Here is a 14495-nt window from a genome sequence, read left to right as displayed (position 1 = left end):
CGGGCCTCTTTTTTTGCGGGTCACACCGGCGGCAGCGACCAGTCGATGGGCGTAAGGCCGTGCTGTTCGAGGAATTTGTTGGTGCGGCTGAAGTGGCCGTTGCCGAGGAAGCCGCGATAGGCCGACAAGGGCGAGGGGTGTGCGGACTTGAGCACCAGGTGCTTCTGCGGGTCGATCAGCTTCTGCTTGCTCTGCGCGTGGGAGCCCCAGAGCAGGAACACCAGGTTCTCGCAACGCTCGCTGACCACTTCGATAATCCGGTCGGTGAAAGGCTGCCAGCCGGCTTTCGCGTGGGAGCCGGCGTTTGCCTGCTCGACGGTCAGCGAGGTGTTGAGCAGCAGCACGCCCTGCTCGGCCCAGTGCTGCAGGTAGCCGTGGTTGGGGATCGGCAGGTTGAGGTCGCGTTGCAGCTCTTTATAGATGTTCTGCAGCGACGGCGGCGTCGGCACGCCCGGTTGCACCGAGAAACACAGGCCGTGAGCCTGGCCGGGGCCGTGGTACGGGTCCTGGCCGATGATAACCACCTTGATGCGCTCCAGCGGCGTGCTGTTCAGCGCATTGAAGATCAACGGGCCGGGCGGGAAGATCACCTTGCCGGCAGCCTTCTCCGCACGCAGGAATTCACCCAGCTGCTTCATATAGGGCTTTTCGAATTCCTCGTGGAGGGCTTCTTTCCAGCTGGGTTCCAGCTTGATCCGATCTTCGTTGGTCATGGTGCGTCTGCCTGGTGAAACGAACCGGCACGCTAAGCAAGCGCCCCGACCAAGTCAAGGCGACTTGCGCCGCGTCGCCCAGGCGCCTGGCAAACGCGGCGCACCGCGACCCAGGCCGGCAAGAACCCACACCACCACCGCGAGCGTCAGCCCCAGGTGGAACAGTTCGCGGCGCGGTATACCGGCCAATTCGCCGCGGGTGCCGATCAGCAGGCCGGCGCCGATGAACAGCAGCGCGCCCAACAGGGCCAGCCCATAGCGCCGGGAACGGCCGGGCCAGGCGATGACCAGCAGCGCAATCAGGTTGCTCACCAGCGAGAGCTGCGACAGGAACACCAGCAACACGCAGACCACCAGCACCAGCGCTTGCCGGCCGGGGCCGCCGGACAGACGCCCCAGCGCGATCAATGGCAGGCTCACGGCGCCGGACACTACGCTAGCCACGTGATGCGGGTCGGCCAGCCCATCGGCGCCACCATATTCCAGTGCACCCAGCAGCGCCGCGATACCCATGGACAGGAAACCCAGCGCCCGCCAGCGCATCTGCTCGCGCAGGGCGAGCCAGGTGGCGATGGTGCATGCCAGGGTCAGCAGCAGTAAGGCGATCACGGGCAGCATCGGGCGGGTCCTTCTCCGGGTAGTCGGCAAAGACTAGCGAGCCACGCTGCCGTGCGCACGGTCGGACACGCCAGCGCAGGCGACGCCGCGCGCCATTCTCAGGTGCCCGAAAGTCGCTCGTCTTCGATCGGGTACTTTACCCGTACGCGATTGCGATAAAGACATTCGCTCGCCAGCAGTGTCCCTTGCTGGCCTTTTTCCCGAATATCGCGCCAGATTTCATTTTCCCGGACGACGTCTTCACCGGCTTTCAGGAATCGATGATTGCGCTGGTAGACGTGATAGCGGAGGGGACGCTCAGCGCTGCACAGCAGTACCCCCTCCAATTGATGCTCCGCCACGCGCAGGTCGAACTGAAATGTCTCCTCCGTTGGGTTGAACAGCACCAGGTCGATGAAGTTATAGAAAATCGCCGCCCCCGAACCGAAAGGCAAAATCCTGCCGTCGTCGGGGAAGGGATCGAAGCTGTGATTGGCTCGTTCCACGACCTTCAAGGGCGAGTGCAAAGCCATCCAGTGGATCAGGTTGCTCAATTGGCAGATACCACCGCCAACCCCCCTTCTCGCCTCACCGAAGGATAACTCCATGCCTTCCACGAAACCGCGGCGGGCAGTGGGGCGGCCCAGCAGTCGACAGAAGGAAAAGTACTCGCTCGGCCCTATCTGTACGCCATTCATGCAGTCGACGGCCAAGCGCAGATTGATCACCTTGTTGTGCTGCAACTCCAGATCACTGGAGCCCAGTTTCCGGATCAGTTTGGAGGTGTGTTTGATGTAGCGAAACGGCAAGCGCTGCTCGGACCGATACCCGGCGTAAGGAGTATTCGACAGGTACCAGCGGCAACTCCGGAACACACGACGTTGCCAAACCCGCAAGGCATATAACCAAGGATGGTAAAGGGAAAGGGGTTTGCGCATTGCCATGGAGCTCCCAGCAGATCGATGCAAAAGCCCAGTCTATCCCTGGTGCAGCGCCCGGTAATGACTGGGTGCCATGCCCACCACGCTTTTGAACAGCCGCGAGAAATAGTACGGATCGGCGTAGCCCAGTTGTTCGGCAACCTGGCGTACTTCCAGGTTGCCCTGGTCGAGCAGGCGGCAGGCGTGGGTCATCTTCAGCCGGATGAAATCCTGGATCGGCGCCTGGCCGGTCAGTGCGCGGTAAGTCTTGGCGAAGTGAAAGCGTGACAGGCGGAACTGCGCCGCCAGCTCGTCGAGGTTCAGAGCATCGTGCAGGTGCTCGTGCATCATTGCCTGCACCGCCTCGACGTCCAGCACGCGCCCGGATTTCAACCTCGCCCGCGCGGGGCGCAGGGCCAGGGAAGTCAGTAGGCTCTGCAGCAGATGGGCGGCATGGATGAAGTGCGGCAGGCTCAGGCCCTGGCGACGCAGCGCCAAGAGCGCGTCGAACTCTCCCAGTATGCGCGGCTGCACGCCCACGCGCAGGCGCGGCGACTTGCCCAGCGGGCGCAGGAAGTCCTCGGCCAGCCGACCTTCCAGATGTACCCAGAAGATCGACCAGGGTCGCTGCGAGTCGGCCCCGTAGGCGTGGGCGCGCCCCTTGGGCAGCACCAGCAGGTCACCGCCGGCAACCTCGAATCGTCCATCCGCCGTTTCCAGCCAGCCCTGCCCGGCGCTGCAGTAGATCAGCAGGTGATCGTCCGGGTCCTCCCGCTCCATGCGGTGCCCCACCGCCGCCGGGTAATAACCTAGGGCCAGCGGATAGCAAGCCTGGCCGAGCGGATGGCGGTCCAGCGCGCGGCGCAGGCGCGGCGGCGTGATGAAGCGCACGCCCTGCTGTGGCAGCGGCCAGGTGGAGATCAGTGGGCGGGACATGGAAGCGATTCCGGCGGCAACAATGCCAAGATCGTCCATCCCCAGCACAAGATCGTCAATCCACAGCCGATGTCGCAACGGCTATAACCGAAGGACTCTTTACCCGAGAGCTTCCTTGCCAAAGAGAGCGCGCGCCAAAAGCGCGAAGCGGTAGCCGACAAGAACAAACAGAGGTAGCTGCATGCATTTCGATCTGTCCGAAGAACAACGCCTGCTGGTGGACAGCGCCCGCGCCTTCGCCAGCCGCGAACTGGCGCCCCACGCCGCCGACTGGGACCGCCAGCACCACTTCCCGGTGGACGTGATCCGCCGCGCCGCCGAGCAGGGCTACCTCGGCCTGTACATCTCCGAGGAGGACGGCGGGCTGGGCCTGTCGCGCCTGTCCGCCTCGCTGATCTTCGAGCAACTGGCCGCCGGCTGCGTCGCCACCACTGCCTACATGACCATCCACAACATGGCCAGCTGGATGCTCGCCAGCTTCGGCGACGCCGCGCTCAAGGAGCAGTGGCTGCCGGGGTTGATCGGCGGCGAACTGCTGGCCTCCTACTGCCTTACCGAGCCAGACGCCGGTTCCGACGCCGCCCGCCTGCGCACCCGCGCCAAACGTGACGGTGACGACTACGTACTCGATGGCGCCAAGACCTTCATCTCCGGCGCCGGCGCCACCGACGTGCTGATCGTCATGGCGCGCACCGGCGAGGAAGGTGCCAAGGGCATCTCCTGCTTCCTGGTGCCAGCCAACGCCGAAGGCATCCGCTACGGCCGCAACGAGGACAAGATGGGCTGGAAGGCGCAGCCGACCCGCACCATCACCTTCGAGGGCGTGCGCATCCCCGCCGGCAATCGCATCGGCCCGGAAGGCCAGGGCTTCGTCTATGCCATGAAGGGCCTGGACGGCGGCCGCCTGAACATCGCCAGTTGCTCCCTCGGCGCAGCCCAGGCCGCGCTGGAGCAATCGCTGCGCTACGTCGGGGAGCGCAAGCAGTTCGGCAAGGCGCTGGCCGAGTTCCAGGCGCTGCAGTTCAAGCTCGCCGACATGCTCACCGACCTCACCGCCAGCCGGCAGATGGTCCGCCTGGCCGCGCACAAGCTGGACCACAAGGACGGCGAGGCAACCCTGTACTGCGCCATGGCCAAGCGCTTCGCCACTGACCGCTGCTTCGCCCTGTGCAACGAGGCGCTGCAACTGCACGGCGGCTACGGCTACCTCAATGACTACCCGCTGGAGCGCTGGGTGCGCGACAGCCGCGTGCACCAGATTCTGGAAGGCACCAACGAGATCATGCGGGTCATCGTCGCCCGTCGCCTGCTGGAGCAGGGTGGAATGCTGGACCGTTTGCTGTGACGCCTTCCCTGTAGGAGCGAGCTTGCTCGCGAACAATCTCCGCAGCGAGGTTGGTTCGCGAGCAAGCTCGCTCCTACAAAGAGCCCGGCACTGGAAAAACCGCCCGCCTGCGCGGGTGCGATCGAACAGATCGGACATGGACGCGCCCTACCGCGCGCACCTAGAGTCCATGCCCATGACCGACAAGGAGATGCCCATGAGCAACGCCCTGGAACCCTACAAGCCCGGAGTCTTCGACCTGACCCACAAGCTGACGGTGGAAAAGCACGGCCATACCGCGCTGATCACCATCAACCACCCGCCGGCCAATACCTGGGACCGTGACTCGCTGATCGGCCTGCGCCAGGTGGTCGAGCACCTGAACCGCGACGATGACATCTACGCCCTGGTGGTGACCGGCCAGGGCCCGAAATTCTTCTCCGCCGGCGCTGACCTGAACATGTTTGCCGACGGCGACAAGGCCCGTGCCCGCGAGATGGCACGTCGCTTCGGCGAAGCCTTCGAAACGCTGCGCGACTTCCGCGGCGTGTCCATTGCCGCGATCAATGGCTACGCCATGGGCGGTGGTCTGGAATGCGCGCTGGCCTGCGACATCCGCATCGCCGAGCGCCAGGCGCAGATGGCCCTGCCCGAAGCCACCGTGGGCCTGCTGCCCTGCGCCGGCGGCACCCAGGCCCTGCCGTGGCTGGTGGGCGAAGGCTGGGCCAAGCGCATGATCCTCTGCGGCGAGCGCGTCGACGCCGACACTGCGCTGCGCATCGGCCTGGTCGAGCAAGTCGTCGATACCGGCGAAGCACGCGGCACCGCCCTGCTGCTGGCGGCCAAGGTCGCACGGCAGAGCCCGGTGGCGGTGCGCACCATCAAGCCGCTGATCCAGGGCGCCCGCGAACGCGGGCCGACCTCTTGGCTGCCTGAGGAACGCGAGCGCTTCGTCGACCTGTTCGACGCCGACGATACCCGCGAGGGCGTGAACGCCTTCCTGGAAAAACGCGATCCGCACTGGCGCAACCAATAAGGCCCCGACCATGAATGTGATGTTCGAAGAACGCCCCGGCCTTCACGGCTTCCGCATCGGCGTGGTGACGCTGGACGCGGAGAAGAGCCTGAACGCCCTGAGCCTGCCGATGATCGAGGCGATGAACCACCAGCTGCGCGTCTGGCAGGATGACGCGCAGATCGCCTGCGTGGTGCTGCGCGGCAACGGCGGCAAGGCCTTCTGCGCCGGCGGCGACGTGCGCAAGCTGGTCGACGCCTGCCGCGAGCAACCCGGCGAAGTGCCGGAGCTGGCCCGCCGCTTCTTCGCCGACGAGTACCGCCTGGACTACCTCATCCACACTTATTCCAAACCGCTGATCTGCTGGGCGCATGGCTACGTGATGGGCGGCGGCATGGGCCTGATGCAGGGCGCCGGTGTGCGCATCGTCACGCCGAGCAGCCGGTTGGCCATGCCGGAGGTGAACATCGGCCTGTACCCGGATGTCGGCGCGAGCTGGTTCCTCGCCCGTCTTCCCGGCCGCCTCGGCCTGTTCCTCGGGCTGACCGCCACCCAGATGAACGCCCGCGATGCGCTGGACCTGGACCTCGCCGACCGCTTCCTGCTCGACACCCAGCAGGAGGACCTGATCGAAGGCCTGGTGCAACTGAACTGGCGCGACCAGACCGACGTGCAACTGCACAGCCTGCTCCAGGCGCTGGAACACGAAGCCCGTGGCGAGATGCCCGAAGCCCAGTTGCTGCCGCGCCGCGCGCGCCTGGATGCGGTGCTCGACAGCGCCAACATTGCCGAGGCATGGAACGCCCTGACCGCCCTGACCAACGACGAGGACGCCCTGATCGCCCGCGGGGCGAAGACCCTCGCCTCTGGCTGCCCGCTGACCGCTCATCTGGTCTGGGAGCAGATCCGCCGCGCGCGCCATCTGTCGACTGCCGAGGTGTTCCGCATGGAGTACGCAATGAGCCTGAACTGCTGCCGCCACCCGGAATTCCCCGAAGGCGTGCGGGCCCGGCTGATCGACAAGGACAACACCCCGCACTGGCACTGGCCGGATATCGCTGCCATACCTGATGCTGTGGTGAATGCGCACTTCGACGCGACCTGGGAGGGCGAGCATCCGCTGGCGGATCTGTAGGGTGCCCTCCCTGTAGGAGCGTGCTCGCTCGCGAACAGCTTCGCTGCGAGGCCGGTTCGCGAGCAAGCTCGCTCCTACAGGTATCTGCCTTGCGCTGGAGTGCCTGTGGTCCAACAGGAGGAAACCAGCATGCAAACCATCGCCTTCATCGGCCTCGGCCACATGGGCGCCCCCATGGCCGCCAACCTGATCAAGGCCGGCTACCTGCTGCGCGTGTTCGATCTGGTGCAGAGTGCCATCGACGGCCTGGTCGCCCAGGGCGCCAGTGCCGCCCGCAGCGCCCACGACGCGGTGGATGGCGCCGACGTAGTAGTCACCATGCTGCCGGCCAGCCAGCACGTCGAGGGGCTGTACCTCGGTAACGAGGGCCTGCTCGCGCACATCGCCCCCGGCACCCTGGTGCTGGAGTGCTCCACCATCGCGCCCGCCTCGGCGCGCAAAGTCCACCAGGCTGCTGCCGAACTGAAAATCCCCATGCTCGACGCGCCGGTCTCCGGCGGCACCGGCGGTGCCATCGCCGGCACGTTGACCTTCATGGTTGGCGGCGCTGAACAGGTGCTGGAGCGGGCTCGCCCGGTGTTCTCCGCCATGGGCCGGAACATCTTCCACGCCGGCGGCGACGGTGCCGGACAGGTCGCCAAGGTGTGCAACAACCAACTGCTCGCCGTGCTGATGATCGGCACCGCCGAATCCCTGGCCCTGGGCGCGGCCAACGGGCTCGACCCGGTCGTGCTGTCGGAAATCATGCGCCGCAGTTCCGGCGGCAACTGGGCGCTGGAGGTCTATAACCCCTGGCCCGGCGTGATGGAAAACGCCCCCGCCTCGCGCGGCTATACCGGCGGCTTCATGGCCGCACTGATGACCAAGGACCTGGGCCTGGCGCAGGAAACTGCGCAGGTCAGCGGCAACAGCACGCCCATGGGCAGCCTGGCCCTGGCCATGTACCGGCTGCTGGTGAAGCAGGGTCATGGCGAGCAGGACTTCTCGGTCGTGCAGAAGCTTTTCGATAACTGAAGGTCAGGTATGGCTGACAGGCAGCACTCTCGACCAGACTGGCGCCTCCGCGACTCCCGGGCGCCGTCACCCTTGAAACGCTTCCTGCTGCATTACCGCTTCCGCCTGTTGCTGGGCTCGATCATCCTGGTCGTGACGGTGCTGGCCTTCCCCTCGCCGCCTTTGCCACTGGAGCTCGGCAGCCTGGTGCTGATGGTGCTGGCCGCTCTCAACACCCTGCGCAGCCGCAGCCCGCTGTTCTATTTCATCTGCGTGGCCGGCCTGTTCAGCCTGTGCATGCAATTCATCCCCAGCGACTGGCACCTGCGGCCCCTGCTGCACCAGGGCATTCCCCAGGTGTGCTTCTACCTGCTGTTGGTAGCGGCGCTGTTCCGCCGCGTCACCCAGGAGCGACCGGTCACCGGCGAACTGCTCTACGGCCTGTGCTCGCTCTACCTGAACTTCGTGCTGGTGTTTGCCTTCGCCTACAACTTCATCGAGCAGCTATGGCCGAGCAGCTTCAACGGCACCGGCCCGCTGCACCTGGACAGTTTCATCTACTTCAGCATGATCACCCTCACCACCATCGGCTACGGCGACATATCCCCAGTGCTGCCGCTGGCCCGTCTGCTAGCCGGTACGGAGGCCATCATGGGCGCACTGTTCATCGCCCTGGCGGTGGCCAGGGGGCTGAGCCTGATGAGTGATCGGAGCGAGGAATTGTGAAGCCTGGCTTACGAGTGCATAACCGCTGCGGCCGTTTATCCAGACCTGCCCAACACCGAAGATGAATCACCCGCCGCCACCGTGCGGCCAGACATCCCACAAAGGTGATTCCCATGAACATTGCCCTGATCGGCGCCACCGGCCACGTCGGCCATTACTTCCTCGAAGAAGCCCTGCGCCGCGGCCACCAGGTCACCGCGCTGGTACGCGACCCGGCGAAACTGCCGGCGCGCGACAACCTCAAGGTGGTCCAGGCTGACATCTACGACCCGGCTCAGGTAGCCCGTGCAGTAGCCGGCCAGGATGTTGTGGTCAGCGCATTCAATGCCGGTTGGGGCAACCCGGATATCCGCACAGCCCACGCCAAGGGCAGCCGCGCCATCCTTGACGGGGTGAAGGCCTCCGGCGTGAAGCGCCTGCTGGTGCTCGGTGGCGCCGGCAGCCTGGAAATCGCCCCCGGCCAGCGCCTGGTGGACAGCCCGGAATTTCCCGAGCAGTGGAAACAGGGCGCGCTCGGCGCCGCCGACGCGCTGGATCAGTTGCGCGGCGAGAAGGATCTGGACTGGGCCTTCCTCAGCCCGGCGATGCTGCTGGATGGCGAGACCCGCACCGGCAGCTTCCGCATCGGTGGCGACCAGGTGCTGTTCGACGCTAACGGCGAGAGCCGCATCTCCCTGCCGGACCTGGCGGTGGCGATGATCGACGAGGCCGAGCAGGCCAACCATCATCAGCAGCGGTTTACTGTCGCTTATTGATGGCGTTGGGCGGGTTCGCGAGCAAGCTCGCTCCTACAGGTACCTGGCTTGCCGTGTGGCGCCCTTTTGTAGGAGCGAGCTTGCTCGCGAAAGGCTGGCCAAGCCAGCCCGCAAGGGTTGAGAGATCGCGGACGGAGTCCGCTCCTACGCAACGGGCAACACCGGAGCTGGTCCGGTCTCGCAGGACGCCTGCTTCACCATTGCCACAGCAATCGATCAGCGCTCCCGCAGCGCTTCCGCCTTGGCCCGCAGGATGGGTTTGAGCAGATAGCTGAGGATGCTCTTCTTGCCGGTCATGATGTCCACGGTGGCAATCATGCCGGGGATGATCAGCAGCGGCTTGTCGTCCGTGCCCAGGTGGCTTTTGCGGGTACGCAGCTTGATCAGGTAGAAGCTATTGCCGTCATCGTCGGTGACGGTGTCGGCGCCGATCTGCTCCAGGTCCGCCTGCAGACCACCGTAGATGGTGTAGTCATAGGCGGTGAACTTGACCATGGCGTGCTGGCCGGGACGCAGGAAGGCAATATCCTGCGGGCGGATGCGCGCTTCCACCAGCAGGGTGTCGTCCAGCGGGACGATCTCGATCAGGTCGCTGCCCGGCTGGATCACGCCGCCGATGGTGTTCACCAGCAACTGCTTGACGATGCCGCGCACCGGCGAGGTGACCAGGGTGCGGCTGACGCGGTCTTCCAGCGCCTTGCCGGTGGCCGTGGCCTTGCTCAGTTCGGTGCGGGCTTCGTTGAGCTCCTTCAGCGCGTCGCTGCGGAAGCGCGACTGGGTCTCCGCAACCTTGCGCTCCACTTCCTTCACTGCCGCTTCGGCACGCGGGATCGCCAGGGTAGTGGCGTCGAGCTGGCCACGGTTCTCCACTTCACCGCGCTTCAGGCGCAGCAGCTCCACCTGGGACATGGCGCCCTGGGCCACCAGTGGCTCGGACATGGAAATCTCCTGGCGCAGCAGGTTCAGGCTGTTGCGGTACTGCGCCTGCTTGGAGACGAACTCGCGCAGCTCCTGCTGCTTCTGCACCAGCTGTTGTTGCAGGCCGTCGGTTTCGTCCTTGAGCTGCTGCTGGCGGCTGTGGAACAGCGCTTCTTCACTGCTGGCCTGACCCGGCACCTTGGCGCGCACGTCGTCGGGGATATTCAGCGGGCGCTCTTCCACTTCGGCGGAGAGCCGCTCCACCCGCAGAAACATCGCCAGGCGGTCCGCCTCGGTCTCGCCGACGTTGGACTGGAAGCGTGTCGGGTCCAGGCGCATCAACTGTTCGCCGGCCTGCACCACCTGCCCTTCGTGAACGAAGATCTGCGAGACGATGCCGCCTTCCAGGTTCTGGATTTTCTGCACCTTGGACGAGGGAATTGCCTTGCCTTCGCCACGGGTGACTTCGTCGATCTGCGCGAAGTGTGCCCAGAGCAGCAGGAAAGCGACGAAGCCGATCAGAATCCAGATGGTCAGGCGCACCACGCGCGGCGCGTCCTCGATCAGCGCCTTGCTGACCTCCGGAAGCGGCTGGCCGGCGAGGTTGTCGCCGCCCTTGAAATAGCCACGGACAGAGTGGCGGATACTGCCCAGAGGATTAAGCGACACTGATCTGCCCCTTCTTCAGTGCATCCATGACCACGTCCTTGGGACCGTCGGCGATGATGCGGCCCTTGTCGACGATCACCAGACGGTCCACCAGGCTGAGCATGGAGGCACGGTGGGTGACCAGCAGCAGTGTCTTCTCGCCCATGATCGCTTGCAGGCGCGCTTTCAGGCGCTCTTCGCCGGCGTTGTCCATGGCGCTGGTGGGTTCGTCCAGCAGCAGGATCGGCGGGTCGAGCAACAGCGCGCGGGCCAGGGCGACGTTCTGCCGCTGGCCGCCGGAGAGGTTGTGGCCGCGCTCGCCGACCTGCAGTTCATAGCCCTGCGGGTGCAGGCGGACGAACTCGTTCACGCCGGTGAGTTCGGCCACTTCCAGTACGCGTTCGTCATCGATGTAGCGCGCACCGCTGACCAGGTTGTCGCGCAGGGTGCCGCTGAACAGGGAGATATCCTGCGGCACGTAGCCGATGTTGTGGCGCAGCTCGCTGATGTCCAGCTGGCGCACGTCGGCGCCGTCCACCAGCAGGTTGCCGTTCTCGGGCTGGTGCAGGCCGACGATCAGCTTGGCCAGGGAGCTCTTGCCCGAGCCGCTGCGACCGATGATGCCGATCTTCTCGCCGGCGCGGATCTGCAGGTTGATGCCGTGCAGCGCCGCGACCTGCTGGTTCGGGTAGGCGAAGTCGAGGCCACGCATCTCGATGCCGCCGCGCAGCTGCGAGCGGGTCAGCGGACGTTCGTCGGCGTTGCGCTCCTGCGGCAGCTCCATCATCTGGTTGGTGGTGGCCATGGACAGGCGCGCCTGCTGGTAGCGCTGGATCAGCCCGGAGAGCTGGGTCAGCGGGCCAAGGGCGCGGCCGTTGAGCATGTAGCAGGCGATCAGGCCACCCATGGACAGGTCGCCGGCGATGATCAGGTAGACGCCGCCGATGATCATGATGACCCCGGCCAGCGCCTGGATCAGCACGGTGATGTTCATCGCCAGGGTCGACAGCAGCTTGACCCGCAGTTCCAGGCGGCTGAGGGTGCCGATGGTCTGCTCCCAGAGGTACTGGCGCTCGCTCTCGGCGTTGTTGACCTTCACCGCATCGAGGCTGGCGAGGGTCTCGATCAGGCTCGACTGACGCTCGGCCGCCAGCGCCATGGTGCGGTTCATGGTTTCCACCAGCGGCTTCTGCAGCAGCCAGCCCAGGCCCGCGGCCAGCGGGAAAGCCACCAGCGGAACGAACACCAGCGGCCCGCCAATGATGCCGATCACCAGCAGGATCAGCAGGGTGAACGGCAGGTCGATCAGGGTGGTCAGCGTGAGCGAGTTGAGGAAGTCGCGCAGTGTCTGGAATTCGTGGATGTTCTGGGCGAACGAGCCGACCCGCGCCGGGCGGTACTTCATGCTCATGCCGACGATGCGCTCGAACAGCGTCGCCGAGATGATCAGGTCGGTCTTCTTGCCGGCCAGGTCCAGGCACAGGCCGCGCATGGTCTTGAGCAGCAGGTCGAACAGGTAGGCGCCGCTGATGCCGATGGCCAGCACCCAGAGGGTGGCGGCGGCCTGGTTGGGCACCACGCGGTCGTAGACGTTCATGACGAACAGCGGCGCGGCCAGGGCGATCAGGTTGATCAGCAGGCTCGCGGCCACGGCATCGACGTAGAGCCAGCGCGAACGTTTCAGGGTGTCGCGGAACCAGCTCTTGGCGCGCGGGATGAGCTCGCCGTGCTGCAGATCGAACTTGTGCTGCGGCTGGGCAAAGAACGCCTGGCCGGCGTAGTCCTCGCTGAGCAGCTCGCGGGTGACACGCACTTCACCGCCGTCACTCTCGGACAGCAGCAGGCGCGCATCGCCATTGCTCTCCCAACCCAGCAGCACCGCGCAACGCCCTTCGCGCAGCAACAGCATGGCGGGCATGGCGAGTGCGGGAATCTGCTCCAGCTTGCGCTGCAGCAGGCGCCCCTGCAGGCCGGCGCGAGCCGCCGCACGCGGCAGCAACTCGGCGGACAGGCGCTGCCCGGGCAACGGCAGGCCGCTGGTGAGCATGGCGCGGCTGGCCGGCTTCTGGTGCAGCTGACAGAGCGTCAACAGGCTGTCCAGCAGCGGGTCGTCAAGCAGACCGCGCGGATCGTGGCTTAGGGGTACTTCGCTGACTTCTTGATCCACGCGGATGCTCTCTTAAGCAGGTTCAGGTTCAGTTCAGGCCGGGCAGCTGGACTCTGGGCTTGATGTCTTCGGAGGCCACCGCCGCCATCGGCGCAACCACGCCCTGGCTCTTGAGCAGTTCGCCCATGGTGGCCTTGATGCGGTACTGGGTGAACAGTTCGGTGTACTTCAGGTCGACCAGGCGGCGCGAAGCGTTGAACAGTTCGTTCTCGCTGTCCAGCAGGTCGAGCAGCGTGCGCTCGCCGATGGTGAACTGCTTCTGGTAGGCCTCGCGCACGCGGGTGCTGTAGTCCACGTACTGGCGGGCGATCGGCAGCTGGTCGCGGGCGTTGTTCAGGGCGTTCCAGGACAATCCGAGTTCCTCATTCAACTGGCGCAGGGCGTTGTTGCGGATATCCAGGGCCTGGTTCGCTTCATACGACTTGGCTTCCAGCTCGGCCTTGTTGCTGCCACCGGCGAACAGGTTGTAGCGCATGCGCAGCATGGCCTGCCATTCGTTGTTGTGGCCTTCTTCTCCGTCGAGGTTGTTATCGGCACCTCGGGAAAGTTCTGCATCGAATCTCGGATAGAAGGTCGATTTCGCGGCGTCGTACTGCTTCTCGGCGGCGGCAACGTCAGATTCCGCCGAGCGCAGGATCGGGCTGTTTTCCACCAGTTGGCGACGGGCGGCCTGCAGGTCTTCCGGCAGTTGGCCGACAAGCCCGGAGGGCTCGGACAGATCGACCGGATCGGTGCCCACCACGCTGTAGTAGTTGGTCCGGGCGTCGGCCAGGTTGGTCTTCTCGGTCATCAGGTTGTTCTGCGCCTGGGCCAGGCGCGCTTCGGCCTGGTCCTGGTCGGCGAGGCGGCCGACGCCACGGGAGCTGCGCAGGCTGATCTGGTCATAGACGCGCTGGTGGCTTTTGAGGTTTTCCTCGGCCAGACGAACCATTTCCTGGCGACGCAGCACGTCGGTATAGACCTGCGCGACGTCCAGCGCAGTGCGCTCGGAAGTACCCAGCAGCGCGTAGGCGCGGGAGTTGACGTTGGCCTGCTGGCGGCCGACTTCGCTGGAGGTGGCGAAGCCGTCGAACACCATCTGGCGCAGGGCGAGGTTGGATTCGCCACGGTTCAGGGTCTCCCAGTGGTCGCCTTGGCCACGGGTGGTGGTGTTGTCGGAGCCTTCACGACCATAGCCGGCGGTCAAGTCGACGGACGGCAGGTAGCCGCCCTTGGCGGCGCGTAATTGTTTGTCCGCAGCAAGGCGGGAGTTCACACCGGCCTGGATTTCCGGGTGGTACTCCAGCGCCTTCTGCATGGCCTGGTTGAGGGTGTCGGCCTGAACCGGCAGGGAAACGGGAATGGCGAAAGCCAGGGCGAAGGGCACTGCTTGAGCGAATCGCATGCGCATGAGGAAAACATCCTTATCAGTGAGATAGCCGCAGCGATTCTGTTGCCGCAATCAGCGTCAAAAGACCGTCGAATGGCTGCAAGGAAAGCATCAAAAAGCGTGATGGATTTCACGCTAAATTTTTTTGGGCGAACCACCGATATCAAAGTGACATCGATTTGCCAATTGTTTAGGATGGCAATCGAATGGTCAATACATTGGCATATACGTAATTTCCATCCGCTATAAGCCATGTTTTTGACGCCAAACTTTTTGCTC

The 14495-nt window shown here is 65.0% G+C and carries 13 protein-coding genes; 6 read left to right on the top strand and 7 right to left on the bottom strand.

All coding sequences use genetic code 11. From position 1 onward, the window contains the following. Positions 1-20: 20 nt before the first annotated feature. The 4 genes from ung to ACNFH5_RS15760 all read right to left on the bottom strand — a co-directional run bounded on the left by ung (position 21) and on the right by ACNFH5_RS15760 (position 3166). Positions 21-713, bottom strand: coding sequence for a uracil-DNA glycosylase (ung, locus tag ACNFH5_RS15775; protein WP_416747452.1), 693 nt, complete (start codon positions 711-713; stop codon positions 21-23). 54 nt (positions 714-767) lie between these two features. After that, positions 768-1331, bottom strand: a complete 564-nt coding sequence (locus ACNFH5_RS15770) for a hypothetical protein (RefSeq protein ID WP_416747450.1) — start codon at positions 1329-1331, stop codon at positions 768-770. 98 nt (positions 1332-1429) lie between these two features. Continuing rightward, positions 1430-2248 (bottom strand): VanW family protein, encoded by an 819-nt coding sequence (locus ACNFH5_RS15765; protein WP_416747448.1) that lies wholly within the window; start codon positions 2246-2248, stop codon positions 1430-1432. A 39-nt stretch (positions 2249-2287) separates the two neighbouring features. Further along, positions 2288-3166, bottom strand: coding sequence for an AraC family transcriptional regulator (locus ACNFH5_RS15760; RefSeq protein ID WP_416747446.1), 879 nt, complete (start codon positions 3164-3166; stop codon positions 2288-2290). A 181-nt stretch (positions 3167-3347) separates the two neighbouring features. Between ACNFH5_RS15760 and ACNFH5_RS15755 the strand changes: the two genes are divergently transcribed. From ACNFH5_RS15755 to ACNFH5_RS15730, 6 genes are all read left to right on the top strand, one after another. Next, a complete protein-coding gene (locus tag ACNFH5_RS15755; protein WP_416747444.1) occupies positions 3348-4511 on the top strand; it encodes an isobutyryl-CoA dehydrogenase in 1164 nt (387 codons plus the stop codon). Positions 4512-4707: 196 nt separating this feature from the next. Then, on the top strand, positions 4708-5526 hold the full coding sequence (locus ACNFH5_RS15750) for an enoyl-CoA hydratase (RefSeq protein ID WP_416747442.1): 819 nt from the start codon (positions 4708-4710) through the stop codon (positions 5524-5526). Between the two features lie 10 nt (positions 5527-5536). Beyond that, positions 5537-6640 carry an enoyl-CoA hydratase/isomerase family protein gene (locus ACNFH5_RS15745; RefSeq protein WP_416747440.1) on the top strand — a complete coding sequence of 368 codons (1104 nt, stop codon included), beginning with the start codon at positions 5537-5539 and terminating at the stop codon, positions 6638-6640. Positions 6641-6769: 129 nt separating this feature from the next. After that, positions 6770-7654 (top strand): 3-hydroxyisobutyrate dehydrogenase, encoded by an 885-nt coding sequence (gene mmsB / locus ACNFH5_RS15740; protein ID WP_416747438.1) that lies wholly within the window; start codon positions 6770-6772, stop codon positions 7652-7654. A 72-nt stretch (positions 7655-7726) separates the two neighbouring features. After that, positions 7727-8359, top strand: a complete 633-nt coding sequence (locus ACNFH5_RS15735; RefSeq protein WP_416747436.1) for a potassium channel family protein — start codon at positions 7727-7729, stop codon at positions 8357-8359. Between the two features lie 113 nt (positions 8360-8472). Further along, the gene (locus ACNFH5_RS15730) at positions 8473-9114 is read left to right on the top strand and encodes an NAD(P)-dependent oxidoreductase (RefSeq protein WP_416747434.1); all 642 of its coding nucleotides are present in this window, start codon (positions 8473-8475) and stop codon (positions 9112-9114) included. Between the two features lie 216 nt (positions 9115-9330). Here ACNFH5_RS15730 and ACNFH5_RS15725 read toward each other — a convergent pair whose 3' ends face one another. The 3 genes from ACNFH5_RS15725 to ACNFH5_RS15715 are packed head-to-tail and all read right to left on the bottom strand — an operon-like array spanning position 9331 to position 14237. After that, positions 9331-10701 (bottom strand): HlyD family type I secretion periplasmic adaptor subunit, encoded by a 1371-nt coding sequence (locus ACNFH5_RS15725; RefSeq protein ID WP_416747432.1) that lies wholly within the window; start codon positions 10699-10701, stop codon positions 9331-9333. After that, positions 10691-12847 carry a type I secretion system permease/ATPase gene (locus ACNFH5_RS15720; protein WP_416747430.1) on the bottom strand — a complete coding sequence of 719 codons (2157 nt, stop codon included), beginning with the start codon at positions 12845-12847 and terminating at the stop codon, positions 10691-10693. The genes ACNFH5_RS15725 and ACNFH5_RS15720 overlap by 11 nt, the downstream gene beginning before the upstream one ends. A gap of 28 nt (positions 12848-12875) precedes the next feature. Beyond that, a complete protein-coding gene (locus ACNFH5_RS15715) occupies positions 12876-14237 on the bottom strand; it encodes a TolC family outer membrane protein (RefSeq protein WP_416747428.1) in 1362 nt (453 codons plus the stop codon). Between the last annotated feature and the right edge of the window lie 258 nt (positions 14238-14495).

The organism is Pseudomonas sp. NY15435 (assembly GCF_048068295.1).
Classification (GTDB): Bacteria; Pseudomonadota; Gammaproteobacteria; order Pseudomonadales; family Pseudomonadaceae; genus Pseudomonas.
The sequence above is the reverse complement of the archived record's forward strand: the minus strand, read 5'-3'. Positions and strand labels throughout refer to the sequence as shown.

Bases quoted from the DNA above. Each gene is read 5' to 3' on its own strand.
- ung (WP_416747452.1), bottom strand. From the start codon at position 713: ATGACCAACGAAGATCGGATCAAGCTGGAACCCAGCTGGAAAGAAGCC.
- ACNFH5_RS15770 (WP_416747450.1), bottom strand. From the start codon at position 1,331: ATGCTGCCCGTGATCGCCTTACTGCTGCTGACCCTGGCATGCACCATC.
- ACNFH5_RS15765 (WP_416747448.1), bottom strand. From the start codon at position 2,248: ATGCGCAAACCCCTTTCCCTTTACCATCCTTGGTTATATGCCTTGCGG.
- ACNFH5_RS15760 (WP_416747446.1), bottom strand. From the start codon at position 3,166: ATGTCCCGCCCACTGATCTCCACCTGGCCGCTGCCACAGCAGGGCGTG.
- ACNFH5_RS15755 (WP_416747444.1), top strand. From the start codon at position 3,348: ATGCATTTCGATCTGTCCGAAGAACAACGCCTGCTGGTGGACAGCGCC.
- ACNFH5_RS15750 (WP_416747442.1), top strand. From the start codon at position 4,708: ATGAGCAACGCCCTGGAACCCTACAAGCCCGGAGTCTTCGACCTGACC.
- ACNFH5_RS15745 (WP_416747440.1), top strand. From the start codon at position 5,537: ATGAATGTGATGTTCGAAGAACGCCCCGGCCTTCACGGCTTCCGCATC.
- mmsB (WP_416747438.1), top strand. From the start codon at position 6,770: ATGCAAACCATCGCCTTCATCGGCCTCGGCCACATGGGCGCCCCCATG.
- ACNFH5_RS15730 (WP_416747434.1), top strand. From the start codon at position 8,473: ATGAACATTGCCCTGATCGGCGCCACCGGCCACGTCGGCCATTACTTC.
- ACNFH5_RS15715 (WP_416747428.1), bottom strand. From the start codon at position 14,237: ATGCGCATGCGATTCGCTCAAGCAGTGCCCTTCGCCCTGGCTTTCGCC.